At 58.0% G+C, this 26,233-nt stretch carries 27 protein-coding genes and 2 tRNA genes; 13 read left to right on the top strand and 16 right to left on the bottom strand.

Going from position 1 to position 26,233, the window contains the following annotated elements; translation table 11 throughout:
• From H6935_16435 to H6935_16415, 5 genes are all read right to left on the bottom strand, one after another.
• Nucleotides 1–2,289: ATP-binding protein (locus tag H6935_16435; GenBank protein MCP5279921.1), on the bottom strand; the 2,289-nt coding region annotated here is incomplete at its 3' end.
• Nucleotides 2,290–2,324: 35 nt separating this feature from the next.
• Nucleotides 2,325–3,218: a phosphoadenosine phosphosulfate reductase family protein gene (locus tag H6935_16430; GenBank protein ID MCP5279920.1), complete on the bottom strand. Its 894-nt coding sequence runs from the start codon at nt 3,216–3,218 to the stop codon at nt 2,325–2,327.
• 12 nt (nt 3,219–3,230) lie between these two features.
• Nucleotides 3,231–6,785 (bottom strand): ATP-binding protein, encoded by a 3,555-nt coding sequence (locus H6935_16425; GenBank protein MCP5279919.1) that lies wholly within the window; start codon nt 6,783–6,785, stop codon nt 3,231–3,233.
• Nucleotides 6,778–7,737 carry a DUF4007 family protein gene (locus H6935_16420; GenBank protein MCP5279918.1) on the bottom strand — a complete coding sequence of 320 codons (960 nt, stop codon included), beginning with the start codon at nt 7,735–7,737 and terminating at the stop codon, nt 6,778–6,780. Before H6935_16420 ends, H6935_16425 begins: the two co-directional genes overlap by 8 nt.
• Before the next feature lie 455 nt (nt 7,738–8,192).
• On the bottom strand, nt 8,193–9,446 hold the full coding sequence (locus tag H6935_16415) for a tyrosine-type recombinase/integrase (GenBank protein ID MCP5279917.1): 1,254 nt from the start codon (nt 9,444–9,446) through the stop codon (nt 8,193–8,195).
• A 59-nt stretch (nt 9,447–9,505) separates the two neighbouring features.
• Between H6935_16415 and H6935_16410 the strand changes: the two genes are divergently transcribed.
• The 9 genes from H6935_16410 to H6935_16370 all read left to right on the top strand — a co-directional run bounded on the left by H6935_16410 (nt 9,506) and on the right by H6935_16370 (nt 14,234).
• Entirely contained in the window at nt 9,506–9,586 is an 81-nt protein-coding gene (locus H6935_16410) for a hypothetical protein (GenBank protein ID MCP5279916.1), read from the top strand.
• 11 nt (nt 9,587–9,597) lie between these two features.
• Nucleotides 9,598–9,667, top strand: a tRNA-OTHER gene (locus H6935_16405).
• 160 nt (nt 9,668–9,827) lie between these two features.
• Nucleotides 9,828–9,915: transfer RNA gene (locus H6935_16400), tRNA-Ser, on the top strand.
• 164 nt (nt 9,916–10,079) lie between these two features.
• Nucleotides 10,080–11,369 (top strand): tyrosine-type recombinase/integrase, encoded by a 1,290-nt coding sequence (locus H6935_16395; GenBank protein ID MCP5279915.1) that lies wholly within the window; start codon nt 10,080–10,082, stop codon nt 11,367–11,369.
• Nucleotides 11,350–11,781, top strand: a complete 432-nt coding sequence (locus H6935_16390) for a hypothetical protein (protein ID MCP5279914.1) — start codon at nt 11,350–11,352, stop codon at nt 11,779–11,781. Before H6935_16395 ends, H6935_16390 begins: the two co-directional genes overlap by 20 nt.
• A 95-nt stretch (nt 11,782–11,876) precedes the next feature.
• Nucleotides 11,877–12,098 (top strand): AlpA family transcriptional regulator, encoded by a 222-nt coding sequence (locus H6935_16385; protein MCP5279913.1) that lies wholly within the window; start codon nt 11,877–11,879, stop codon nt 12,096–12,098.
• 22 nt (nt 12,099–12,120) lie between these two features.
• A complete protein-coding gene (locus tag H6935_16380) occupies nt 12,121–13,284 on the top strand; it encodes an AAA family ATPase (protein ID MCP5279912.1) in 1,164 nt (387 codons plus the stop codon).
• Between the two features lie 255 nt (nt 13,285–13,539).
• On the top strand, nt 13,540–13,758 hold the full coding sequence (locus H6935_16375; GenBank protein MCP5279911.1) for a hypothetical protein: 219 nt from the start codon (nt 13,540–13,542) through the stop codon (nt 13,756–13,758).
• Between the two features lie 98 nt (nt 13,759–13,856).
• Entirely contained in the window at nt 13,857–14,234 is a 378-nt protein-coding gene (locus tag H6935_16370) for a hypothetical protein (protein MCP5279910.1), read from the top strand.
• A gap of 45 nt (nt 14,235–14,279) precedes the next feature.
• Here H6935_16370 and H6935_16365 read toward each other — a convergent pair whose 3' ends face one another.
• The 5 genes from H6935_16365 to queG form a co-directional block, all read right to left on the bottom strand.
• Entirely contained in the window at nt 14,280–15,356 is a 1,077-nt protein-coding gene (locus H6935_16365; protein MCP5279909.1) for a trypsin-like peptidase domain-containing protein, read from the bottom strand.
• 6 nt (nt 15,357–15,362) lie between these two features.
• Nucleotides 15,363–16,130, bottom strand: coding sequence for a hypothetical protein (locus H6935_16360; GenBank protein MCP5279908.1), 768 nt, complete (start codon nt 16,128–16,130; stop codon nt 15,363–15,365).
• 342 nt (nt 16,131–16,472) lie between these two features.
• Nucleotides 16,473–16,775, bottom strand: coding sequence for a hypothetical protein (locus H6935_16355; protein MCP5279907.1), 303 nt, complete (start codon nt 16,773–16,775; stop codon nt 16,473–16,475).
• Between the two features lie 111 nt (nt 16,776–16,886).
• Nucleotides 16,887–17,699, bottom strand: a complete 813-nt coding sequence (locus H6935_16350; GenBank protein MCP5279906.1) for a glutamate racemase — start codon at nt 17,697–17,699, stop codon at nt 16,887–16,889.
• Nucleotides 17,689–18,738, bottom strand: a complete 1,050-nt coding sequence (gene queG / locus H6935_16345) for a tRNA epoxyqueuosine(34) reductase QueG (protein MCP5279905.1) — start codon at nt 18,736–18,738, stop codon at nt 17,689–17,691. The genes H6935_16350 and queG overlap by 11 nt, the downstream gene beginning before the upstream one ends.
• Before the next feature lie 57 nt (nt 18,739–18,795).
• Here queG and tsaE point away from each other — a divergent pair, with 57 nt between their 5' ends.
• From tsaE to H6935_16325, 4 genes are all read left to right on the top strand, one after another.
• Complete coding sequence (gene tsaE, locus H6935_16340; protein MCP5279904.1) at nt 18,796–19,242, top strand: tRNA (adenosine(37)-N6)-threonylcarbamoyltransferase complex ATPase subunit type 1 TsaE; 447 nt, start codon at nt 18,796–18,798, stop codon at nt 19,240–19,242.
• Nucleotides 19,218–20,465: an N-acetylmuramoyl-L-alanine amidase gene (locus H6935_16335; protein MCP5279903.1), complete on the top strand. Its 1,248-nt coding sequence runs from the start codon at nt 19,218–19,220 to the stop codon at nt 20,463–20,465. Before tsaE ends, H6935_16335 begins: the two co-directional genes overlap by 25 nt.
• Before the next feature lie 146 nt (nt 20,466–20,611).
• Nucleotides 20,612–21,772 carry a GAF domain-containing protein gene (locus H6935_16330; GenBank protein MCP5279902.1) on the top strand — a complete coding sequence of 387 codons (1,161 nt, stop codon included), beginning with the start codon at nt 20,612–20,614 and terminating at the stop codon, nt 21,770–21,772.
• Nucleotides 21,769–22,452: a response regulator gene (locus H6935_16325; protein ID MCP5279901.1), complete on the top strand. Its 684-nt coding sequence runs from the start codon at nt 21,769–21,771 to the stop codon at nt 22,450–22,452. The genes H6935_16330 and H6935_16325 overlap by 4 nt, the downstream gene beginning before the upstream one ends.
• A gap of 10 nt (nt 22,453–22,462) precedes the next feature.
• Here the strand turns inward: H6935_16325 and H6935_16320 are convergent, their stop codons facing one another.
• From H6935_16320 to H6935_16295, 6 genes are all read right to left on the bottom strand, one after another.
• Entirely contained in the window at nt 22,463–23,392 is a 930-nt protein-coding gene (locus H6935_16320; GenBank protein ID MCP5279900.1) for a TauD/TfdA family dioxygenase, read from the bottom strand.
• Nucleotides 23,393–23,406: 14 nt separating this feature from the next.
• Nucleotides 23,407–24,003, bottom strand: coding sequence for a hypothetical protein (locus H6935_16315; protein ID MCP5279899.1), 597 nt, complete (start codon nt 24,001–24,003; stop codon nt 23,407–23,409).
• A gap of 20 nt (nt 24,004–24,023) precedes the next feature.
• Complete coding sequence (locus H6935_16310) at nt 24,024–24,872, bottom strand: sulfurtransferase (GenBank protein ID MCP5279898.1); 849 nt, start codon at nt 24,870–24,872, stop codon at nt 24,024–24,026.
• Between the two features lie 68 nt (nt 24,873–24,940).
• Nucleotides 24,941–25,273, bottom strand: coding sequence for a TusE/DsrC/DsvC family sulfur relay protein (locus tag H6935_16305; GenBank protein MCP5279897.1), 333 nt, complete (start codon nt 25,271–25,273; stop codon nt 24,941–24,943).
• A gap of 60 nt (nt 25,274–25,333) precedes the next feature.
• Complete coding sequence (gene cas6, locus H6935_16300) at nt 25,334–25,984, bottom strand: type I-MYXAN CRISPR-associated protein Cas6/Cmx6 (GenBank protein MCP5279896.1); 651 nt, start codon at nt 25,982–25,984, stop codon at nt 25,334–25,336.
• A 3-nt stretch (nt 25,985–25,987) separates the two neighbouring features.
• Nucleotides 25,988–26,230, bottom strand: a complete 243-nt coding sequence (locus H6935_16295) for a hypothetical protein (GenBank protein MCP5279895.1) — start codon at nt 26,228–26,230, stop codon at nt 25,988–25,990.
• Nucleotides 26,231–26,233 lie beyond the last annotated feature (3 nt).

Below are 26,233 nucleotides of genomic sequence, written 5' to 3'. Positions count from 1 at the left end.
ATCCGCGTGGGGATCCATGTACAAGCGCCCCCCGTGATAATCGACAAGTTCAGAAGCGATATACAGACCTAGACCCTTACCTTTTCTTCTCGTGGTGTAGTACGGCTTAAAAATTTCCTTCGCATATTTTGGGTCAACGCCCGGGCCATTGTCCGTAACACTGATCGTCAATGCCTTGGAGTCAATCTCAATCAGAATGCGCCGCTCGCTCTCACCGTCCTTTATGCCCTGCTGCAGCCAGTGGACCGAGTTGGTCAGCAGGTTCTCGAGCGTCTGCGCGATCAATCCTCTGACCATGTGCACATTGAGCGCCTGGTCAGCCTGCCCACCATCCAGCATAATCTCAATGCCGATGGCATGGCGCTTGAAGCGATTTCCAAAGCCCGCAGCGACAGTCTTCGTCTGCGCAACCGCGTCATAGAACTCCTTCCGATGCCTTCCGGATGGGCTCATCGCATCAACGGTACGAATCCTCTTGTTTGTAGCGACGATCTGGGATCGAAGACTATCAACGATCTTCACGACGTCGCCCCTACCCTCTTTTTTCTGAAGGTCGGCAAGAAGTTCTCCAGTATGCTGAGTCAAGCGAGCGAGCTCGTGGATGACGATCTCTACTACAAGACCGATCCCGGCCAGTTCAAGTAGCTCGACCTTTGTCTCCCTGGCCATGTTGAGTGAGTTCTTGATCGTCTTTACGTACTCGACCTGTCCCTGAAGCGCCTCGCGAATTTCGACGATCTTTTGGCGCTCTTCCCTGGGTAGCTGCTTGCCGATCTGCTCGACCGCCCGAATTGTTTTCTTTAGCGTCTCTTCGGATTTCTTCAGTGACTCGGTTGTGGACTCCTCGGCGAGCGCGATCTTCGCCTCCGCTTCGCGAACGTCATTAATGTGACTGCGAAGGTCTGCAACGATGATCTCCCCCAAGAGACTCTTCAGAAGGTTCTGTTCAGGACACGCAACAAGCCGTTCCCGGTTTGCTGAGTCAACCAGATGGGGGTTGGCTGTGGAGGATATGTTCACGCCACCAATCGTCTGAAATCGATTCAGAGTGAAGCCTTTTGCCCGAAGCGCACCACTGTCCCACTCAAGCCAATCATCCTCCATTCCCCCCGTCTTACCCACGCGGAAATTGTCCCTGTAGAGCGCAAAGCCACCGCACCACTGGTCCAACTCTGCTCTGATCTCGGTTAGCGACTTCTCAACAGTTCCGGACAACATTTGCCGGTTGAACCACAAGCAGGTGGCAGTGAATCGACCAAGTCGAACGAAGGTCTCTGCCGGCAATCCCAACTGCTGTGTCAAATCGTTCATGTCCCAAGATCTGGTCTCTGGCGACGTTGAGTTTCGCCACTGAAGACTTCTCCTCAGGATTTGCTTGGTGCTGTCAATTCCATTCGGATCAAAAATAATCTCTGCTTTGAACTGCGCAGTACCCTCCAGCCAAGCTGGCAACGCAGCGATCGCCTGACGTTTCCCGTTGAGAACGATGTCAACGGGATATGGAAGGGCACTCCTGGAGAACGGGTTCTGCAACCTCCGCATATACCGCTGTATGAACAGTTGTACCTTTTCTTGTGTCCAGTTTCCGGAAAGCTCTTTGATTTCGATTTCAGTTCCTTGCCGGGAGACTTCGGCGGCGCCGGCATCCTCTACTTTGATTTCGATGTTGTCGAGGAAAAGTCTTGGATCATCAAAGAGGTCCCACTGGAAGTGAATGGTGTTCCAGCGGTCATTACCTTTCTGCGTCGACCGGACGGTGGCAACATTTCCCAGCCGCATCATCGAGAGGCGACCAATCCCCTTCTCTCCTAGGATTGGTAATTCGTTTGGACCTGCAGCGCGTTTCGCGAGCAGTTTCCCCGGAGTGCCAATGACGAGAAAGCGGTCGAACAGGTCACCAGAACTCATTCCAATGCCTTCGTCTGACACCTTCAGAGATTGCTCTGCTCGAAACTTGCGGAGGTTGTCCGCTAATTCAGCGCGATGTTCAAGAAAAGTGTGAAACCGCTCTATCAATTCTGATCGCTTTGCGGCCGGCAGATCTGGAGCAATAGCCCTTTCGACCCTTTCGATTGCCTCCTGCCGCGTCACCTTCTTGTCTCGAATCTGCTCTTCCAGCAGCGCTAGTGCGTCCAGATCCGCGAACGACTGAATCTCGACTTTGACCCGCGGCGACCTAGCGTCGAATGCGTTCTTGATCAGTTCATTCAAGGCCACGTCATCAGACGTAATGAGTTCCGCGCCCATCTGGCGCAGCGCGCGCGCTGCGATTCGAAATCCTCCTGCCACTCTTCTTCTCCTTCTAGGCTGGCTTCGACCTGTGCCTACTTATGGCAAACAAGGCACGCTCCGCCTCCCTCGTCCTCATTGAACAGGTCATCTATGTCAGTTGGTTCCGCAAATCGGATCGGGCGCAACGGATTCACGGGCTTCCGACTCTGTTCTCGAAGTCGACGCGCGGCAAAGTCTCCCTCAATCTGTGCAATGCGTTCCGGACGCTCGAGATCCGATAGTGACTCGCCGTACGACCACGTGAAAGGAGATCCATGCTCCAGCGCGCTCTTCTCGTAGCGCTTGGCTTCCTCGAAGGCCTCGGGGTGTGTGCGGCGAAGATTGACCCACTCGATCTTCTGCTGAAAGAAACAAAAGGTGCACCCACTGCGTGATCGCCACTCGTAGTACTTCGGTAATCCAAGCCCAGAGGAGGAGAGCAATTCCAGGACGCCCTGCTTGTCGATTCGCGCCTCGCGGAACGGGTAGACGATCTTCAGGCCATCCTGTGTCGGCGCGAACCCCTGCCGGTGGTCCTCGTCCGCTCTGATGGCGACATAGCTCGTGATCTTGTGGCCTGCTGCCAACGCCGGGCGCACCCACTGCTTGAAGGGCAGTAGCTTCAACTGTCTGGTGCACCACCGCGTCTTCGCCGACGGCAGGTAGTGACCGTACTCGCGAAGCCAGAAATCGAATGTGCGATCAGGGTTCAGCCGCTTAATTGTCTTGCCCAGGAACCCCTCCAGGCGGCCCAGAAACTCGTAGACCTCTGGGAGCTCCTTGCCCGTGTCAGTGAAGAAGTACTCGAGGTCGAGTTCTGGATGATGCAGGCGCATGTACACGGCAAGCGCAGCACTGTCCTTACCACCAGACAGTCCAAGCACGTGCCGATGCAATGTGCCAGAGGACTGGCTGGTCGATGCGCGCTCGGAGTCCACTGGCAACATGGCATCCATTATCTAGTTTCTTGATTTCCAGTTTGCATGTTCCACGAGCTTCGCGCCCGTTTGAGCCAACGCCGCGAGGAGCACCTCCCGTTTGATATCCTTGAATTGTCGTAGCATCACGTCGACCAGTTGCTGAATCCGGTCGTCCTCCGCAGGGGATACGTCAAAGGTCTCCGAGACTGTCTTTCCCTCGTGGCCGGTCCCGAACACAACAGCAAACGCGCTTCGCGTGGGCAGACGCGATTGAACCCCACTCACAACCTCGACGCGCCTGAACTGCAGTGCTAGCTGCGCGAGCTGAATGATCGCGGCGTCAATTTCCAGATCGGTCCACTCGCGCGGTGGTTTATTCACTGCAAGGCTTAGAAGGCCCTCGATCGACTCGAGGTCAGTGCTCAGGGTCGAAAGCCGTGTGGCAAAGGCTTCGAGACGTAGGTCACCGGAGATGCCTTTGACGTTCCTTGCCCGCACTCTGAGAGCCTCATAGTCAGCTTCTGTGGCATCAGAGGCATCAAGCGCCTCTAGGGTACGCTCCATTACCCTTTGTAAAGTAGCCCCATACGCAGACTGCATCTCCTGAAGCGCCACCCCGAGCCCTTCCAAATACTCGGGCAGAGACATTCCTTTGAAGAGAATTGGCAGATCCACAAATAGCACCTTGTATGGATCGCTTGCATGCGCCAGCGTATCTCTGACGGCAAGAGTCTGCGGTTGCAGGAGCTGGGTTCGGCGAGTCCAAAGCGGCAAATCGAAGACGAGAGAGACCAGGCCACGCGCCGCTTCCAAAGTCTCCGACGTATCGCCGTGTCCGAGTAGCCGCAGGTGGTCGGCAACCCCCTTGAGAATAGCCCCCTTGTTCTTATCCATCTGGACGTGGCGTAGCGAGAACCGACTGGGATCCTGGATCGCCTCGTCGACATCAACCTCTCGCAGTTGGGGAACAAAAATGCCATCCTTATATAGCGCGAGATGCTGCTGATTTGCTAATGCGAAGGCGAGCCACAGTACCGGCAGAATGCCTGCCCGCACACCATACGGCGGAGCCTGCCACAGCTGATACAGTTCAGACACCGGCACAAACCTGGAGCCATTCAGAACGAGGTCTGTCGCCGCATTCCACAAGGGCAGGAAAGTAGATGCGCGTGTCGCATCCTTCGGGTTGGAAGCAGGTGCCGCAAAGGTCCATCGCTTCGATCCATCGGACAAACTGGAATCGGCGACCTCACGATGCAGTCCGCTAGCACGTAGCAGGTTGTAGTAGAGGCCCGCCTCCGCAGGGTAACCCTTCAGCCCGAGCCTGTCCTTGTCGCCATGACGCAGCATGGCGTAAAGAAGATCCTTGCGCGCCTTGATGCTGTTCGAGGAAGGGGCGTCGCGATTGATTAGCTCGCTGAACACATGCGGCGTGCTATCGAACACCTCGTCCGCAAATTTGGACGCCAGCTGAGACAGGGTACCCAAGTTCGCCTCTGTGCTCTTTTTTGAATCCTCACTGTACGGAGATAGGTCGATCCATTGGATGTTCAGTAGAGCATCACGCAGCTCTTCTTCCAGCCGCAACTTGACGTCTGCCGTGCGCGCGTCGAGTTCGCGCCTCGCTACTGCGTCGTTCTCGAGCTCCGATCGCGAGCGACGGATATGGTCGTACGCCATGAGTTCGCGGCCGAGTTCTCGAATGGTCTCGCCGTTCCGCGGAACGCCGACAAGGATGGGACGAGCCTTCTCCGGTCGCCACATGCTCTTGCGGACCGCATTCGCTGCTTGGCGCAGCGTTTGACCCCGGGCGGGCAGAACCACCAGGAATGCGCCAAAGGCACTGCTTTGTCCCCGGCTGCGGCCAGGCTCTCCGCACACGGCATGCGCCTGTGCCACGCCGTCCAGGAAACGATTGGCGTGGATCATGAAGGGCAACATCCACCGCAGAGTTCCTGTCTCGCAGTAGTGACGCTTCGCAAGTACTGGTTGCAGGCGCACCAGCTTGCCTAGCTGAGCTAGATCCGGTTCGTCGATGGAGCTTAGCGCCTGCGTCAAGGCCGCATCAATATCGAAATCGCTGCCTTCCGAGATGGCCCACGAACCCAGGTGTCGCTTGAAGGTCACGACCGCCCAACGACGCAGATCCTGCAGCAGTGCACTGACCTGCGCGGCCGGGAGCAGTGCGCCGTTGGCGTCCGTCACGCATGCACCCAGCACCGCCTCATCAGCCACCAAGCCGGAACCATTGCGGAACAGATCGATGAGCGCGATGGTCTTCACCAACTGCACGTGAAGGTCGTGGTCCTTTTCACGCTGCTCCGTGCGCTCGACGGCTTCTACGCTCTGAGACCAGCGGTGGCTATCTGGAGAGGCGAGGATGCTCGGCTCTAAGTTCGTCTGCAGGTAGTCCCAGTACGCCGCCGGCGTATACAGGCGTGTTGAGGAGGCGGGTGTCGCCTGCAGGAACTCTCTGAAACTTAGGGCCTCAGCCGACGACAGGAACCCGAAAGTACTTCGCTCGTTCTGGCCGAAACGGCGTTTGGAAACGGGACCCAGAAGCGCCGCTGTGACCGGATGAAGAGGCCAGCACCGATCCAGTCGCTCGGCAAAGCTTGCGTTGAGGCCGGGCCTACGGTGCCGGATTGACTGCGCGACCTGTTTAGAGATTGTCAGTGAATCAGCATGAGGATGCGCGGACTCGATAGCCCGACCGGTCAGTTCCACGACCTCGTCGGAGGCGGCGACCAATGGTATGTCGATGTAGCGGCCCTGTACTTTCCGCCACTCGTCGCGCAGTTCCGTGCCGAGGCGATGCGCGTACTGCTCGAAGGACTGATGGAGGATGCCGACAACAACCAGCTTCCCGATGCATCGCCCGGCCAGGTCGGCGAGCTCCTGATAGAAGTAAATGTCGTCACCTTCGATGGCCGCAGCCTCCAGGAACTTGCCGAGCTCGTCGATGACCAGCAGGATGCCGTTGCCTGATTGCCCCTCCGCGAGCTCCGCAAGCGTCTTGAGCAGGAGCGCAGTCCGCTGCCGGGACCCGGACTTGGTTCTCCTAACGATCGATGTGCTGGCACGGTCGTCGAGACACTCGGAGATGGCATCGACCACGCCGCCGCGGAAGCCGACAACCGGCAGGATTAGCCAGCCGTCCTTGGTCGCGGAGAACGCAATGGAAACGTCCGACCCGTCATTCGGCGTCAGAGAGAGCACCTCGAACGCAGCCTGCCGTACCGTTTTGTTGGGTGCAACGAGGCTACACAGAGCAACCGCAAGTGAACTCTTGCCCCCGCCAAAAGGGCCAGTCCAGGTGAACGCGCGCTGTGTCGAATGGACGATGTGGCGAGCCGTCGCGCCGAGGACATTGCGAGCCGTTCCCTGGCAGATGTACCCCAGCAGAGCTTCTGCCGTGCCGAAGTCGGTATCTAACCGCACCGCACGTTGAAACTGTCGGGTCAGCCTGACGACGTCACTGAGCATTGGCACAGGCAAGTCGGCCTTGTCAACCGGTGTTGCCTTTGAGGCACGAGCAACGGTGGACGTTCTGTCTCTGGTGGCCCTGAGAGTCGCGGACTTCTGCTTAGGCATAGGCCAACTCCAGAGCCTCCTGCAAATCAATCGGCTTCTTGCAGATGACCTGTCTCAGTCCGGCGGAGTCTGACCACTGATACTTTGACCGTGTGAAGGCCTCGAGATTGATCAGATGCGCTGCGACCGAGTCTTCATCGAGCTTAAAGACGCGCCCCGGCGAACCGATCTCATAGGCGATAGTCTCGAAGGAGAGAGTGCTTGTCGTTGGAGCAAACGCCTGCCAGAACTCAATGAGGGCATAGAGGAAGGCCCCGGTAGACAAAGTGGCCTTGGGGCCGCGACGCAGCGCGTACTCGTCTCGCGCCTGAACGGTCAGAAGCCCGAGTTCGCCAAGCATCGAGTCCGCAAAGTCATCGACGGTGCCTGTCTCGGATCGGTCGATATAGCTTCGCAAGCAGACTTCCACATCGCGCTTCAGCGTCGCAGGCGATAGGCGGCCACTACGTTCCTCTGCGTACTCGCCGAGCGATCTGAGTAAATCTTGCGAGGAGAAACTCTGTTCGTGAATGTAGTTGAATACCCAGAACCATGTCGTGCTGCGATGCGTCCGGTTTGGGCGCAAAGCCCATCCGCCGGCCAATTTCCAGTGAACCAGCCACAAGGTGGTCGGGTGCTCGCTGTAGGGATCGATACCTTCGGAACCGAAGATTGAGGATCCGAAGTTCGTGGGGGCCGGAATGCCGTCTACCTCATTCAAGACATCGCAGGCCGCCGCCCAATGCCGCATGGATGCAACCATGTTCTTTCCGACGCCAAGTGCGACGATCGAAAACTCCTCGCTGAAGACGTTCTTGACGCGAGACTTCGACTTTCTGTCGTAGTCGGTAGTCTGCAGCGTGGCACCCACCGCGAGGTCAACTGCCTTCTTAAGCCAGAGCTGACGCAAGGCGAAAGTTTCATGCCCTGAGAATATTGGTCGATAGGATTCAGAGAACAACAGACCGCGCATGGGGCTCCCGATGGAGGTTTGTCCAGTCACCGGAGTTAGCGACTGGTCGGCTCCGCCAGGCCGTGAGCCTACCGATTATTTTGCGCCCGGAAAAGAGTGGGGTTACCTTGGCGCAGCGGATATCACACCGGAGATCGAAACCAATTTATTGTTAATAATCATGATCTAGTGACGATTTTTCGTGCGGACGGGGCTGCGCTGCCGAATCGAGTCCAGCAGCGCAGGTGGTAAAAAAGTGGACCTTCATGCCATTCAATCTGGCAACATCAGCAATCTGACTAACTCCGGCTGTTCGGCCAAGCCAGCGCTAACATCTGCAAAGGCCGAGTTGCAGGCATACATCCTAGGCAGGACGAAGCAGCAATCGCGGATCATTCCATTCAGGGTTGCTCTATATCCATCAGCTTAGACTGTCCAGGAAATGTTGTTTTTAACCCTGATTTGTGCTCAGCTCTTCATAAGGCCTTGAAGCCCGCAGCAGTGAGCATAGCTGTAGTGGCTCGCTCCACTGACTCGCGCACCGGATCGAGATCCAGCCTGGCATAGATGGCCGTGGACTGGATACTCTTGTGGTTAAGGCTCTTGCCGATGATAGCCAGCGACGCACCTGTCCTGGCCTGCCAACTGCCTAGGGTACGGCGCAGGTCGTGGATGTGCAGGTCCTGTATCCCCGCGCGCTGGAGAATGCGGTCCCAGCCCATTTTCGGTTCCATGAGATGGCCGGTCCGGCCGCCGGCGGGGAAGACCCATTCGCTGCCGTTGTTCTTGCGGGCTTCAAGGATGGCCAGTGCTTCGGAGGTGAGGGTGACGACCTGGGGGGTACCGTTCTTGGTCACCGGGATGCGCCATTCACTCCGTTCGAAGCTGATTTCGTCCCAGCGCATGGCCAGTGTGTTGGAGCGTCTGGCCCCGGTCAGCAGGGCGATCAGGAAGTAGTCCCGGATGGTCTCGTTCGGCTCATCACGCAAGGCTTGGAAGAAGCGCGGCAGCTCGTCCGCTTGGAGGAAACGATCCCGGCTGGTTTCCTTGAACCGGTCGACACCATGTGCCGGATTCTCACCCGTCCACCAGCGCTTGTTGCGCGCTTTCTCGTAGATCGCATGGAGGAGAGCGAGGGCGGTGTTGGCAGTGCGCGTACCAGCTACTGGAGTGGATTTCACGCCACGCCCTACGCGCCCCTTCTGGGCCAGCACTTCCTTGATGCGCTGGCGCTCTTGATCTCGGCGTCGGTTGATCACTGCCGGCAATTCCTTGTGCCAGCGATCCACCATGGGATAGGTGATCTGGGAAGCCTTCTTGTCCGCGAGCGGAGCCAGGTAGAGACGGAACAGGTCGCGCATCTTTTCCGGCCGTTTCATCAGCTCGCCATGGGCTTTCATGTACATCTCGAACAGGTCGTTCAACGTGGGCTCGGCCTTGTGGGCACGTTTGACGGCCGCCGGATTCGCGCCTTCCTCAATCTCGGCATTGACCCTGGAAGACAGCTTGCGGGCCTGCTCGATGCTCATGTCGGGATAGCGGCCCAGGGTGATGCGCTCCACATCGCCCCCTTTGGTTCGACGACGCACGCAGAACGTCTTGATCCCCTGACTGGTAACCCTCAGCTGCAGGCCGGTGATCTTGGCGTCGTATAAGGTCGCGCGCTGCCCTGGGGCAGGTAATACAATCGCGTCCAAGGCTACCTTGGTAAAATTGATTTTGTTGGCCATGAGTTGTCTCCTGGTGGGTTCGGCCGGGGTCACGCTGGGGTCACGCCGGGGTCACAAAATTGGTGAAATCGGGGTGTTTTTCATGTTACTGCATTAAGCCAAGTTTTCACGTAACATATTGTTTTATTAAAGAGTATTAAGCTTGGTGCTAGCCGGTGCAAGTCGGCTCAGTCAGACTTGTAAGCGGTAGGTCGTCTGTTCGAGTCAGACTGTCGGCACCAGTTTGGAAGCGTGGCTGAGCGGCGGTATAAGGCACCGGTCTTGACAAGAAACCTGGTAGTCCAGGCGTCTTGCGGCGTAGGCTGACATGGCTTGTCAAGTTAAGCAGCGTCAGCGGTGGCCGGAGTCAAAACCGGCGTGCTGAGGTAACTACTGATTGAAGGAAGCGTGGCCGAGTGGTTTAAGGCACCGGTCTTGAAAACCGGCGTAGGGAAACCTACCGTGAGTTCGAATCTCACCGCTTCCGCCAGATTCACATCCTAATAAAACCGTTTGTGTCCTGTAACCCTAGCTAATACGGGACACAACGGCAAGGATGTGTCCTGTATTGCGTGGTAACGTCCAATGGAATCCGTGCTATAAACGTGGTAACAAACCGTGGTACCGACTTACCACGGCATAGGAGTTACCACGATGGCTAAGGATATCCTGAAAGACGTTGAATGCCGGAATGCCACTAGCCAGGGCCGCAAGCTCCGGAAACTGCATGACGGCGATGGTCTTTATCTCTGGGTCTATGACGATGGCCGCAAGTATTGGCGGCTCCGGTACTGGCTGGGAGGCAAAGAGAAGTCCCTCTCGCTGGGTGTCTACCCAGATATCAGCCTTAAAGAGGCCCGAATCCGGCGTAATGCCGAGCGTGAGCGGCTAGATGCAGACCTAGACCCATCGGCAGAGCGCCGCGCAGCAAAGCTCAAGCGCCAACTCTCTATTGCCAATTCTTTTGAGGCGGTAGCGCGGGAGTGGTATGACAAACAAGTGCACACCTGGGTACCTACGCATGCTAGGGATGTGCTTCGACGGTTGGAGGGCAACATCTTTCCGAGCATTGGCCGAAGGCCAATTGCAGAAATTGACGCCCCTGAACTGCTGGCCACAGTTCGTAAGATCGAAGACCGGGGGGCGTATGATCTCGCCCACCGTGTGCTACAGGTTTGTGGACAGGTATTCCGCTATGGAGTGGCCACTGGCCGATGCAAGCGTGATTTGACCGGCGACCTCAGGGGGGCGCTCACTCCCCACAAGAAGCAACACCAAGCAGCCGTGAAGACTGAGGAGCTTCCGGACCTCCTGCGGGCCATTGCGTCCTACGAAGAAACCGGCGATAGGCAAACCCGTCTAGCCCTGCAACTCCTGGCCCTTACCTTTACCCGGACCAATGAACTCATAGGCGCTTTGTGGGAGGAATTCGACCTAGACGCAGCAGTCTGGATCGTGCCCGCACAGCGCATGAAAATGAAGACTGAGCATGTGGTCCCCCTGGCCCGCCAAGCCATCGACATCCTCAAAGAACTGAAAGAAATTGGGGGCGGTAGCCGCTTTGTATTCCCAGGCCGCAACCGAGACAAACCCATCAGCAACAACACCATGCTCTTTGCCCTCTATCGGCTGGGCTACAAAGGCAAGATGACCGGGCATGGATTCCGCGCCGTGGCCAGTACTGCCCTCAATGAAATGGGCTTTCGGCATGACGTAATCGAGCGCCAGCTAGCCCACTGCGAGCGGAACGAAGTCCGGGGCGCTTATAACCGCGCAGAGTACCTGCCTGAACGCCGGGAGATGATGCAGCACTGGGCCAACCTGATAGACGAAATGACAAACAGTCGCGGTCGGCTGCTTCTAGGTCGCTTTGGGGTATCGCAGCCGAGCAAGGAGTCCTCCCCTGACAAGCTTGAGGACACACATGAAGCCAACCAAAGGTGACCTAGTGAACGCCAAGCGGCCAACAGACAAAGAGGAGTCTCTGGCGGTCTTACGGGCCATAGCGGACCACCTTAAACATTATCCCCGGGCGTCATGGAAATTGAAGTTTGGGGCTGTGGCTATCCACGAATACCTGAACAAAGACCACAGCAGTCTGGAGCATGCTTTTGGCCTGGTTCAAGATGGGCCTGGTAGGCCCTCATTGCCTGATGGCAAAGAGATGGATTGGGCTAGGCGAGCGTTACCTATGCGGATCAACGAACAAAAATCATGGAAAGAGATATGCGATCGCCTGGGCTATGTAGACACCCGGGAAATGCGCAGGATTTGCAAAAAGTATTTCATTGCGGTTCTAAACGAACCAGATTGCCCGATCAGCTTATGGGAGGCTGATGAAGGGGAGGGGGATTAATCGGGTGGATTTACCCCCCACGGCAAGCGAGACGGTGGCCGATAGGATGCCAGCCATGTTCAACAAACGCCCATGTGCTGTAAGGGCATACAAACATGGCAACCACCATCCTACGGCTTCCCGCCGTCAAAGCCCGCACCGGGCTTTCCCGTAGCACCATCTACCTTCAGATTTCCGAAGGTACGTTCCCCAAGCCCTACCCCCTTGGCAAGCGGGCAGTGGGCTGGCTGGCTGAAGAAGTCGATCACTGGGTCGAGGACTGCATCCGGGCAGGCAAGCGGGCAGCAAGTGCAAGCCAAGCCCGAGACCATGTCTGACCGGCTCCCCTCTTCGCTATTCATGACCTACAAGGAACTTGCCCAATGTATGGCCGAGACTAAGTGGCTGGTCAAGGGCTTGATACCTGCAGATGCCACCGGGTTCCTATATGGGGATAGCGGCACCGGCAAGAGCTTCATAGCCCTGGACATGGCTTTGCATGTGGCCAACGGCCTTGATTGGTGCAACCGGAAAACCATGCAAGGCCCCGTCTTCTACATCGCGGGGGAAGGCGGGGCAGGCATTCAGAGGCGGGTTAAGGCATGGTACCGCTACCATGAATTGCCGCCAGAGCAAGACGCCTTCTATGTCTGCCCCACCCCCATATCCTTGAACCTAAGGGATCAGGCGGAGCAAGTCAGTCAGGCCATCCAGGGGGCTGTCAGTGGGACGGCATTTCCACCCCGCCTCATCATCATTGATACCCTCAGCCAGAACTACGAGGGGGACGAAAACGACTCCGCCCAAGTCGCGGGCTTCCTCCGTGAAATTCAGCGTATCCGCACATGCTTTCCCGGTTGCACGGTACTGATCGTGCACCATACGCCTTACACAGATAAAGGCCGCCCCCGTGGCAGTACTGCCATGCTGGCGAACACCGATTATGCCTACCAGCAGGCCAGCACAAACCTGCTGGTCACCATGACCACGAAAAAGATGAAGGATGGGGAGACAGCTAGGCCCATCAGCTTTCAACTGCATTCGGTCGAGATCGGCTTGGACGAAGATGGGGAACCGATTACATCCCTGGTGCCGGAATATCTCCCCACAGGGCCAAAGGCTAGCTCCCCACCACAGCACGCCGCTCCTCGTGGCAAGTATGAAAAGCTTGTCCTAGCCCTACTCAGGGAACGGGGCGGACGGCTAGACCGGGAAAGCCTAAGGCTGGCATCCACCGAACAAGCCCGCAAGGAAGGCGCACGAGAGGACAGCGCCGGGAAGGGCTTAAACCGGGCCATCAAGGCCCTAATCGACACGGGCCAATGTCTGGAACAAGAAGGGCTCATCTTCCTCCCCCGAACAAATGATGGGGATTCGGAACACCACACGGACACCCTGGGGACAGACAAGACACTCCTGAAGGAGTGTGTCTTGTCCTGTCCGCCCAATGAGGTAGCGCCTGGACAATGTCCGGACATGTCCATGTCCTGCGCACCCGACGAGGAATGCAGCCATGACGACTAATCCAGAAAGGCCCCACCCCCGTTTCAACCGGCGTCACCTAGGCATCCTCGCATGGCTACTCGAGCACCCCTCCGCCCCATTGCGGGAATGTGCCGAAGCGATGGGCTACTCCCGAAGCTGGGTCTCTCGAATCGTGAACTCCCCCGAATTCAGAGAGAGATTTCAAGCCATCGCAACCGAAGAGCTGAAAGCGGCAGTCAGACGCCGATTCGAAGCATATTCAACCATCACCAAACCCAAGAGAAGGAGGTTCAAATGATTTTCGACATGATCGTTAACAAACCTAGCCAAGGAAAGTACCCATTCAGCCCGTTCATAGAGGTGGCGCTGAAGCTATGGCATGTTGGCAAGTCTAATCAGCATTCAATCAGCCCGTATCTATGCACATGGTCGGAGGTGGATGCATTTATTGATGCGCTAATCTGCGAATTGGAGCGAATCAGGCGTGCGGCAAAAAAGGTGCTGCCCGGCTAAGGCAAAAAACTATTCATATTCCCAAACAAATGCAAAGTATTGTTTGCTCTTGCCTACCATTGTGCGGGGTAAATTGGTGGCGTTAGGGTCTGAATTCCATGTCCATGAATCTCGGCCCTATTGCTGCTTTCCATCTCCAGCAATCCATCCGGCGCAGTGAGTTGGAGCATTTCTGCATACCACTGAACGTACACGGGGTCCTCTCCCCTGGCTTGCTCCAAAAAATCGGTATGCCGAGCGATGAAGTCCTGGGCCGCTTCCTCAGGAGTGTCACCTTGCATGATGGGCGACCCACCCCCGATGACCCCAAAGATGTTAGGGTATCTCTTTGCATCATTCATGAATCTCGGAAGTCTATCGGCGGCGAACAACAAAAAACGCCTGGAAGGGAGCCCTTCTTTCAGATAGCTGTAAATCTTCAGCCTACCGTGGCCGAGCTTGTGGAGAAGTCCTATGGCCTCAAAAACTATTCGTGAAGGGTAGGGTGTGCTGTTCATAGTGATTGATTATGAATGTGCGCGTCATTCGCCTTGGTAAAGAATTTCAACCCGGTTGGGTGGCATGAACACTGATGAAGAGGCGGTTGGAAAGATTGCCTTCTCCTCGCCTAAGGAAATAGCTTGTATTCTATTTGGGCTTATTCCAAGCCTGATAAATTCACGCATAACATTGTCTGCTCTTAATTGGCCTATTGCCAGATTCCACTCGCGGCTACCTTGGAATGAAGTGTGACCTTGCAAATTCATTCTTGCTGCAATGTTATGCGTCATGTAAATCGCATGTCTCTCTATTAATTTCTGGTACATTTTAGGTGGAGTTACATCCTCGTTGCCATCAAAGAAAATTAATCTGTCGCTTGGTAGGTTTTCTGTACCAAGGGGGCGATCTGGCTCAACAAATGAACTACCTGCAACACTGCCTCCTTGATGCGAGCCTGAGTCATCGTTTTCTGGTGGGGGTAATTTAGTTGGCAATGGCTTTAGGCCGGGGTTTTTTACGCCATTAGTCCATTCGACTGGGATGGCAAAATTAAGGTCTTGTCCTTTTGTGAGGGTAAAAGTTGTGAAACCAACTAACCTACCATTACTATCGAACAAACCTCCGCCGCTTGAGCCATGTGAAATTTGTGCTGAATGTTGTAGATAGCCACGCCTATGCCCAGCAAAAATGCCCTTGCTTATTGTTAGCTCAAGACCCTCTGGAGCGCCGATGGCATATACATCCTCGCCGCGTTTTAGTTTCTTTGATTCTCTGATGGGCGCGCCTGTTCCATGCAAACCCTTTGCCTCCAAAAGACAGATGTCTTTCTCAGTATCTCCAGAATACAAAATTGCATGGTACGAATTGTCATTTTGCTTAACTAAAAGATAATGGATATCTGCGTCTGCTAGTACGTGGCAGTTGGTTCCTATTTTATTTTTCGGTAGCAGCACTCCGCTGCCTTGAGTAACCGGACGTTTGTTTCTGTCCAAGCCAATGACAATAAATACTGATTTTTCTACCTTCGAAAAAACCTCTGGGCCTGACAAAGCGTAAGCTACACATGGCAACAAAGTGGCCAAAGTGAGGATTATTAGTTTATCCAGATAGCGTTTCATATAAACTCAATGACTGCATTGAGAAATATATCGCCAAACACCTATGCTGCCGTGGCCACTTTTGTCCAATCGGTTGATATATTTGTTGTACTTAGGCCAGCATGGATCCTTATAATAATATTTTTCGCCATAACCCCCATACAACAGAACCTCGGGTTGCCCTGCAGAATTACCAATTACTGACCTATGAAGTATCAGGTTTGGATTTGTGTAATCCGTCCAGTTTCCCCCGAATGCATGCCCCGGTTGAATGATTGCAATCGCCCTTGGGGCTGCATGGTTAGCAAGATAGAGCGCCTGAAAGGCTGCAACGCCATCAGCACCCAAATACAGCAGGCTGAACCGAGATGGGCCATGCTCAGGCGGAATGTCCTCTCTGCGTTGGAAGATTGACCACGTACAGAACGGACGTTGTACCCACTGCCGAAAACGAAGAGGGTCCCCATCGTCATAAGTGGGTGGTATGGGGTGCCATCCATTCGGGGTTAACTCCTGCTCCGTGACGCTACGTGATGCCAGCAGGTCATACCCTCGAAACCCTGGATAGCCGAGCGCGTATTCCTCCTCATCCCGTGTGCGGCCATAGTCCACATAGATGAAGCTCAGAATGTTCCCCCCGAGGTATTTCACCGGGTCACCGTCGAAGCCGCAGGAGGGGTAGTAAAGCGAGTCTTGGAGAAGCTGGTGTAGAGGGAAAGGGTCCTCCCGCATGCTTTGGGCTGATAGCTCCGAAAGCCATGCAGTCATCGCAAGCACTGGAAGCTCTTGCAACATGAAAAACCACCCCTCCCCTGTTATCGGACCAATCAAGCCAAAATCCACAGACAGAAGCACTACGCCTAAAGGCCCCGAAAAATCACCCCCCACCTGCCGCAAAGGCCCCCCAGGGGGTGGCGTTTGGTGTGTGTGCCCCACTGACTGGGAATCTAGCCTAAGAATAGGCGCAGGGTATTGAGCTGCAAAGCGTGGTAATAATCGTGGTAATTGCGTGTGGTGAGTTGCAGGAAGTGCAGTAGCGGTGCGGCTTATATGGGATAGTTAGGAAGACACCGCTCCGCCAGGATACAAAAAAACGCGGACTCGAAGTCCGCGTTCATCCATTTTCCGAACAGTCTCTTACTGGGCAAGAATCCACTTGGCCAGGGCAGCTGCATCAGCCTGGGCCTTCGGCTGGGGCGGCATGGGGATCTTGCCGTACTTGCCCTTGCTGCCGGAAGTGATGGCCTTGGCGACAGCGGCCTCGGCGTCTTTCTGGCCCTTGTTCTTGGCGGCTACTGCCTTCCAGCTGGGACCCATCATCTTCTTGTCCAGAGCATGGCAGGTGTTGCATTTGTTCTTGGTGGCAAGGGTTGCGTCAGCCATTGCGGTGCCAGTCAGCAGCAGGGAGGAAGTAATTACCAAGGTGGTCAGCAGTTTCATGGTGTTCCTTTCGTTAAGGGAATTGACTTTTTCTGATACTACAAACGCATGAGGTCGGGGATGGATGACAAATATCAAAGACATCCCGGCATGAGTGGAGAAATTCCGCTTTCATAATGCGGCGACGTGGACATTGCTAAGGGTGCGCCCCAGGAAACGCTCGCCTATGGACTGGAAGCGTAGGGGCACGTCGGTAACCCAGAAGCGGTATTCTGGGGCCGTGCGCCTGGTGTTGTGCAGGTTCATGTCGGTCAGGAGGGCAGCTGCCCGCTCTGCCATTGCATTTGCGGAATCCACCAGGGTGACCTGCGGGCCCACCACGTCCTGAAGCAGGGGTTTGAGAAGGGGGTAGTGGGTACATCCCAGCACCAGGGTGTCCACCTTTTCCGCCATGACCGGCCGCAGGTATTCCTGGGCGGTCATGCGGGTAACGGGGTGTTCCAGCCAGCCTTCCTCCACCAGGGGTACGAACAGGGCACAGGCCTGGGACGTAAGCCGGGCCTGGGGCTCGATGGCATGGATGGCCTGGGCGTAGGCGTTGCTGTTGATGGTGGTGGGAGTGCCGATGACGCCGATACGGTTGGTGCTGCTGGCGGCCAGGGCGGCCAGGGCGCCAGCCTCAATGACGTCCAGCACCGGAGCGGGGGAGAGATCCCGCACCACCTGGGCGGAGACGGCCGCCATGGTGTTGCAGGCAATGATCAGCAGTTTCACCTGCTTTTCCAGCAGGAATTCGGTGATCTGGGTGGTGTAGTGGGCGATGGTCTGCACCGACTTGATGCCGTAGGGCACCCGGGCCGTGTCGCCGAAGTAATAGATGGACTCGAAAGGCAGGCGTTCCATGAGGGCCCGGACAACCGTCAAACCTCCCACGCCGGAATCAAAAACACCTATGGGGCTGCTGGGGTCCAGTTCAAACTTCATGTTCGGGTGGCTGGTGACGATGTTGGCGGTCTAGCGCCCATTGTAAATGTTCCCGCACCAGGGCCGAGGGATGATCTGCCCTCGCTTCCAGTGCTTCGATGGTGTCCTGGCTTCGAGGCGCATTGCCCAACGCCACCGCCAGGTTGCGCAGCCAGCGGGCGTGACCGATGCGGCGAATGGGGGAGCCCTCCATGCGTGCCATGAAAGTGGCCTCATCCCAGGCGAACAATGTCAGCAAGGTGGCCTGGTCCAGGCCATGCCGCGGCAGGAAGTCTGGCAGGGGGGCGTGTTTTGCAAGGCGGTTCCAGGGACAGGCCAACTGGCAGTCGTCGCAGCCATAGATGCGGTTGCCCAGGAGAGGGCGCAATTCCACCGGAATGGGGCCGTCAAGCTCGATGGTCAGGTAGGAGATGCAGCGGCGGGCGTCCAGCACATGGGGCGCCAGGATGGCCCGGGTGGGACAGATTTCGATGCATGCCTGGCAACTTCCACAGTGTTCGGGATGAGCCGGGTCGGAGGGAAAGGGGAGGTTGGTGAACAGTTCCCCCAGGAAGAACCAGGAACCCTGGCGGGTGAGCAGCAGGGTGTGCTTGCCCTCCCAGCCCAGGCGGGTGCGGCGGGCGATTTCCACCTCCATCACCGGTGCGCTGTCGGAAAAGGCTCGAAACTGGAACGGCCCAAGTTGTTCCGCCATGCGCTTGGCCAGACTTTGCAGGCGGGTGCGCACCATTTTGTGGTAGTCCCGGCCCAGGGCATAGCGGGCCAGATAGGCCTGTTCGGGTTGGCCCAAGGTGGACCAGGCATCATCACCACCTGGCAGGTAGTCAAGGCGGGCAGTCAGGATCGAGCAGGTGCCCGGGACCAGTTCCCGGGGACGGGCGCGGGTTGCGCCGTGCCGCGCCATATAATCCATGTTGCCGTGATAGTCCCCCCCCAGCCATTCCATGAGCCTTTGTTCAGCCCCCTCCAGTTCTGCCGAGACAAAAGCCAGGTCGGCGAAACCCAACTCGGTAGCCCACTGTCGCAGGACGGGCTTCATGGCCTGCAATTGTTCGGGAGTGGGATAGTGAGGCATGGGGGCGATGATAGCCTGACCTTGGATCTGGACGGCGAGAGTGCCACCCTGGCTTTGGGCGCGCGCCTGGGCCAGGCCCTGGCTCCGGGGCTGTGCGTGTGGTTGGAGGGGGATCTGGGGGCCGGCAAGACTACCCTGGCTCGGGGGCTGTTACGGGGACTGGGTTTTCCGGGCAGGGTGAAAAGTCCGACCTATACTTTGGTTGAACTTTATGCGCTTTCGCGATTTAATCTATATCACTTTGATTTGTATCGGATTGCGGATTCGGATGAGTGGGAAGACGCAGGATTTCGAGAATACTTCAATGACGCCAGCGTTTGCCTGGTCGAGTGGCCGGAAAAGGCCAAGGGGGTTTTGCCCCCGCCGGATTTGCAAGTCAGGCTGGAATTCACCGATGCCGGGCGGCGTGCCCGGCTGTCTGGACTGACGGAGGGAGGAAAGGCATGCGTTTCGCGATTGTCGTCCTGATAGCTCTGGCGAACATGATCTTGCACTCGGCAGTTCACGCTGCCGGCGTGAAGGCGGTGCGCATCTGGCCGTCCCCCGATTACAGCCGAGTGGCCATGGAGTTTGACGGGGAGGTGACCTACAAGTACTTCACACTCTCTGGCCCCAACCGCCTGGTGCTGGATATGGAGGGCGTAGGCGCTGACGCCATGATGGAGGCCCTGGTCGACAAGATCTCCCCCCATGACCAGTACATCTCCGTAATCCGCGCGGCGCGCAACCGTCCCGGCGTGACCAGGGTGGTGGTGGAACTGAAGAACGAAGTACGGCCCCAGGTGTTCAGCCTCAAACCCATGGGCGACTATGGATACCGCTTGGTGCTGGACCTCTATCCGGCCCGGGGCGACGCTGTCGAGCAGCAGGTGGAACGTGCCATCGCCCAGGCGGATGGCACCCGGGAGCCCGAGGCCAAGCCGACTGGCAAGGATGGATCTGCGTTGAAGGTCGCCAGACAGCAGGACTACATGCGTCTGGTCACGGTGGCCATCGATGCGGGCCATGGCGGTGAGGACCCTGGGGCCCGGGGCGCCAACGGATCCCATGAGAAGGACATCACCCTTTCCATCGCCCGACGCCTGAAGGCGATGATCGATCAGCAGCCCGGAATGCGAGCTTATCTAACTCGGGATGGGGACTACTTCATTCCGCTGCACGAGCGGGTCAACAAGGCCCGCCGCGTCCAGGCGGACCTGTTCGTATCGGTGCACGCGGACGCCTTCATCAAACCTAACGCCCGGGGCTCCTCGGTCTTTGCCCTGTCCGAGAAAGGCGCCACATCGGCGGCGGCCAAGTGGCTTGCCAAGCACGAGAACGACGCGGATCTCATTGGCGGCGTGAACATCGACGTGAAGGATGTCTATCTCAAGCAGACCCTCATCGACCTGTCCCAGACGGCCCAGATCTCCGACAGCCTGAAACTTGGCAAGGCCGTGCTGGACCAGTTGGGGGAGATCAACCAGTTGCACAAGCCCCACGTGGAACAGGCCGGATTCGCCGTGCTCAAGGCGCCGGACATTCCGTCCATCCTTGTGGAGACTGCCTTCATCTCCAACCCGGAAGAGGAAAAACGACTTAACGACGAGGCTTATCAGGACAAGATGGCGAGTGCCATCGTCGACGGCATCAAGCGTTATTTCGACAAGAATCCGCCTCTGGCCCGCAACAAGGTGGCACAGACCTTCTGATTGTCCAACAGTGGCATTGCTCCCCATGGGGGCAGCCACTTAACATGTGGAATTGCCTCACCCGCCACAGCCACCAGAGCCAGTTCGTGGACGTCCAAAACATTCCTGTCACCAGTATCAGCCGCACGTCCATCCCCGACGGTGGAATGCAAGCCGAGGGAGATCGTCTTCCTGTCATCGAGGTGCTGGCGGAGATCGCCAGCAGCATGAACTCCGATGCCAACACGGAACAGATGCTCATGCGCTTCCTGGAGATCATGGTGCGCATCTCCGGAGCCAGGGCCGGTGCAGTGCGGGTACTCACCGCCGATGGGGCCCATCTGCGTCTGGCCGGTTCCATCGGCCTTGCCCCCGCCCTGGTGGAGCGGGAGCGTTACGTCCCCCTGGAATGTGGCATCTGCGGCAAGGCTACTCTGACGCAAAGCGCCCATTTTGAGGGCGTCATGGAGGTGTGCCAGAAGCAGGTGCGCCATCTGTATTACGCCCAGCACTGCAGCACGGTCTACGCCGTGCCCATGCGCCACAAGGGCAAGGTAATGGGGGTTTACAACCTGTTCATGGACAATCCGGAGCCCCTTCCGGAGGACATCCGCTACCTGTTCAACTCCATCAGCGAACACTTGGGCATGGCCCTGGAGAACAGCCGACTCACCCGCGAGAACATGCGTATCTCCCTGATGAACGAACGCACCATGCTGGCCAACCAGATCCACGATTCACTGGCCCAGACCCTGGCTTACGCCAAGATGCGCCTGTCCGTGTTGAGCGAGGCCATGGTGGATGGCGACGAGGCCAAGGCCAACCGCTACCTGGGCGACGTGGAGGAGGCCGTGGACATGGCCTATTCGGAGCTGCGCAACCTGATCACCCAGTTCAGGGATCGCATCGACCCCCGGGGACTGGTGCCGGCCCTGCAGGAACTGGCCGAGAGCTTCAGCAAGAAGGCCAATGCCGATGTGGACTTCCTGAACGTGGCCCAGGACGTGGTGCTGGCCCCCGAAGACGAGATTCAGGTCTACCACATCATCCAGGAGTCCCTCTACAACATCTGCAAGCACGCCCGGGCCCGTCACGTGGTGGTAACCCTGGACCTTCAGGACGACCAGTACGTTGTGAACGTGGCGGATGACGGCGTGGGTCTGCAGCAGAACGCCACTTCCAACATGGGCAAGAGCTTCGGCCTGACCATCATGCGGGAACGGGCCGCCAAGCTGAACGGTCGCCTTTCCATCGAGAGCCGGCCAGCGGGGGGCACCATAGTGCGTCTTACCTTCCCCTCACGCCATGCAGTGGAAGAGAAGTCATGACCATAGCCGCCCCGTCCACCGTGCTCCACATCGTCCTGGTGGATGACCATACCCTGTTCCGCAAGGGCCTGGCGGAGCTGCTGGAGCGTGAAGGTGCCGTAAGCGTGGCGGCCATCACGGGAAACCCCGAGGCAGTGCCCGACCTGCTGCGCCAGCACAGGCCGGATGTGCTGTTGCTGGACCTGAATCTGGGAGGGACGGACGGCATCAACGTGATGCAGGAACTGCGGGGCGAGGGGTTCACCCTGCCCGTGCTGATGCTCACCGTGAGCGAGGCGGAAGAGGACATGGCCCGGGCCCTGCGCTCCGGCGCCAACGGCTATCTCCTCAAGAGCATGGAGCCGGACGAGGTGCTGGACGCCATCGCCCGGGCGGCCAGGGGCGAAACCGTGGTGGCCCCCGCCATGACCGCGAAACTGGTGAAACTACTGGACAACAAGGGCAACAGCGATGTGCCCCTGCTGGAGACCCTGACCCAACGGGAGCGGGAGATCCTCACCCATCTGGCCCGGGGCGAGAGCAACAAGGCCATCGCCCGCCAGCTGGACATCAGCTACGACACGGTGAAGCTCCACGTGCGCCACATCCTGGCCAAGTTGAACCTGTCATCCCGGGTGGAGGCGGCGGTGTTTGCAGTGGAGCACAGGCTCAGCCCCGGCCTGGACGGCAAGCGGAACTGAACAGGAAAGCCTAGCCGCGCAGGTTGCGCAGGTGGTCGTGGTAGCGGGCGCGGTAGAGCAGACGCCGGTGTTCCGGCCGGTCGCTGAAACCCGCCCGGGTATGTAGCACGTTGTTGCACAGCACCCCCATGCCCGGTTCCAGCCTCAGGGTATAGGCCCCGAAAGGCTTGCTGCCCAGCAGGTCCTCCAAGGCGGCCAGGGCTGCCTGGGTGTCGGTATCCTGTTTCCAGCCGATGCTCTTGGTGCGGGCGGTATAACGCAGGTGCAACTGGCCTCTGTCCACCAACATTGCGGGCCCTGTTTCATCGCCCCGGGCTACGCCCATGTCATCCACCCGGGCGGGGATGGTCATGGCGTCCTCGGCCATGAGGGCGCGGATGTGATCCGGGTTCGCGTCCCGCAGGGCGATGAAGGCCAGTTCGTGGTCGTAAAGATCGTTCTCGCCCCCCGCGTCCGCCTGGCGCACGCAATGGAGCCCCATGGCGTAGATGCGCCGCTCCGGCGGGTTGTAGTAGCCGTCCGTGTGCCAGCGGATGCGGTGGTGGGTGTAGGGGATGTAGTCGCCCCGCTTGCCCGGATCCGTGCCGGGCTTGCGTTCCATCACTTCGCTGGTGCCATCGTCCCGTGGGGTCAGGCTGGATATGCCGTCCTCGTCGGAGAGCCAGTTGGCGTCAAGGTGGGACAGGCCGAACTGCTCGGCGATCAGGCGCGGGATGGACTTGTCCTCCTTTTCGCCGTCGGGGGTGGCGTACACCACCATGTTGGTTTTGGCGATGCATCGCCAGAGGGCCTCGTATTCCGAGTCGCTGAGGCGAGCAGGATCGGCCACGTGCACCACCAGGTCGGATGGGTCGGTGGGATAGTGAGCCAGCTTGGCAGCGCGCCAGGAGGCGTATGCCTCTCCGTTGTCCGGGTGGAAGGGGCTGTCTGCTGGAATCATGGTGTTCGCCGGGGCTATTGGGCGTCCACGGCAGGGGCAGGGGGGTAGAAACCGTCCACGCTCTTCTTCACGGTACCCATCATCTCGGGGACTTCGATGTCCATGAGTTGATCCTGGATCCAGCTCTTGTCGCTGTCTTCCATCACGTCCCGGATTTGCAGAGAGAGAAAGCGCAGGGCCTGGAAGCTGGCCTTATCTACAGGGAATTCAAATACGGAGTAGTCCGCCATGCGGGTGTTGAGCAGGTCGATGAAGCCCTGCTTGTAGTCGTATTCCGGGTCTTTCTGTCCACCGGTGAAGTCCAGGATGTTGTCTTCCATGATCTCGGCCACGCGCAGCGCAATGGCAGTAACGATTTCCGCCCGTTTTTCCTCTGTCACCCGGCCGTACACCAGGCGGTCCCCATAGTGGACCAGGAAGCAGGCCAGTTCGCCGATGATGCGGAAGCCCCGCTGGGGCGTAACGATGTCGTAGTCGGCCTTGGACAGGTTTTCCACGGCCTTGTCTGCCAGGCGCCATACGGTGGAAGCCAGCACCGAGGCCACCTCATGGCTGGGTCGCTCACCTTCCTGCTTGAACCAGGATGTGCGTACGCGTACGGGTTTGACCATGGGCGCTCCTTGTTCTTTCCTTATTCGCCGGTGGCCACCGGACGGGAGGGATCGCGTATCCATTCGCTCCAGGAACCCGGATAGAGGCGGGACCCGGGCAGTCCAGCCACCTCCATGGCCAGCAGGTTGTGGCAGGCAGTGACGCCGGAGCCGCAGGAATGGATAACCTGCCATGGCGCGCGCCCTTTCAGCAGGGCCTGGTAGTTCTCCCGCAGGGCCTCGGGCGGCAGGAGAGTGCCGTCGATGTCCAGATTTTCCTCGAAGGACCAGTTGATGGAGCCGGGGATGTGGCCTGCCACCAGGTCCAGGGGTTCGTACTCGCCGGTGAAGCGGCGTTCCGGGCGGGCATCGATGATGAGGGCGTCACCCGTCTGGCTGGCCCGCAGGACGTCATCGGCGTTCACGATCTGGGAGTGCTCCGGCAGGCAGGCGCAACTGCCCTTGCGGGTTTCCGGCACCACGGTGGTCAGAGGGCGCTGTTCCCGCTGCCACTTGGGAAAGCCGCCGTCCAGCAGGGCCACGCCCGGGTGGCCCAGCCAGCGCAGCATCCACCACATGCGCACGGCCATGGCGCCGAAGCTGTCGTCGTACACCACCACCTGCTTGTTGACGCCCACGCCCCAGCCGCAGACCTTTTCCGCGAAGGCTTCCGGGGAGGGGAGGGGATGGCGGCCCGTGGCGTCCGTGATGGGGGCGGAGAGGTCATCATCCAGGTGGGCGTAGCGGGCACCGGGGATGTGGTTCTTCTCGTACAGCCGGCGTCCGCCTTCCGGGTCGGTGAGGGTAAAGCGGCAGTCGAACACGATCCAGTTGGGATCGTCCAGATGCTTGGCCAGGTCTTCGGTGGAAACGAGGGTATTGGAAAACATGTCGGTGGAGCCGGAGTGGAGAGTGGAGCGCCAGGGCTTGCCCCGGCGCTCGGCTCTCAACTCAAGGCTTAGTAGCCGCCCTTGCCGAAGGGCTTGGGCAGGCCGGCCACCTTGGCGGACTGGCGGTTGGGCTGCAGGGGGAAGAGTTCATACAGGACTTTCTTCCAGTCCACGCTGTCATCCTCGTCCGTCAGCATGGCCACCATGTTGCGGAAGTTGGGGGTATGCCCGTCTTCCTGATAGCGCTCACGCATGAACTTCACGACTTGCCAATGCTGGTCGGTCAGGGCGATCTTTTCGGACTCGGCGATGACCGGCACCACGTCGTCACTGAAATTGGCCTCGGTCAGGAAGCCTTCTTCGTCGGTTTCCAGTTCTTCGCCGTTAACGATGTATCCCATTGTTTTCTCCTTTGCACGAGTTAAGAGACAAGTTGATAACAAACGCGTGGGGTCGATCGCTCAGCCCTCCGCTACTTCCTTGATCGATTTGTGCGCCACGAAAATACCGCAGCCCATCAAGTGGTTCCTGCCTATTCCCTTCTCCTGAACGGTGATGGAATGGGCCAGGGTGACGTCATGCAGCATCAGGCTGTAGCCGCCGATGTCCCCATCCGAGGTATGCATTTTACGTTGCTTGCCTGGGATCAGTCCTCCCTGCACGCCCAATTCATCCAGGCTGGTCCTGACCCTAGCCAAGAACACGGCTTCATCCGTCGTGCCCATGTCCACCAAGGGGGAATACAAGTAGTTAAATGGCATCAGGGGTTTTTCTTTCAAGCCCCCGATATGGATGACGCCACAGCCCAGGTCAATGACCTTATCCACAAGCACCCGGGCATCCGCAAGGCGGAGAATGGGAAGGCGCAGAACCAGCTTCGCGCGGCGGTTGATGATCAGGGTGCCTCGACCGGAAGGGGCGCCATGTATGGCGTGAATGCCGGCTTCGGGTATGTCCTTCAGCCAAGGCAGGTGGACCAGCAGGGTCTCATATAAAATATGGCCGTGATCCTCAGGCAGTTCCTGGCCCATGAGATCGAACTGGACATCACGCACGCTGGCGGTGTGCTGGAATTCTTTTATGGCCTCCCATTCGGGGCTGAAAAGGCGCATGGGTCAGGCTCCGGGCTCGGTTGACTGTGTTTGACAGGCCAAAGGGGTGGCCCACTTGAGCATCTCGTCCGCCCAATATTTGGCGGTCACGGGATCGATGTCGAATATGGTGAAGCGGGCGCCCCTCTCTCGTATCCGCAGGCGCATCATGGGCGTACCACCTGCCTCGAAGCGGACCTCCTGCAATTCGATTTCCTGATTGCCATAAGGATTTCTGAATTTCGCGATTGAAGTGTGTAGGTCCATAAT

The sequence above is a fragment of the Thiobacillus sp. genome (genome assembly GCA_024235835.1).
In the GTDB taxonomy this organism is placed as follows: Bacteria; Pseudomonadota; Gammaproteobacteria; order Burkholderiales; family Thiobacillaceae; genus PFJX01.
Note: the sequence above shows the minus strand (reverse complement) of the source record. Positions and strands in the feature narration are given on the sequence as shown.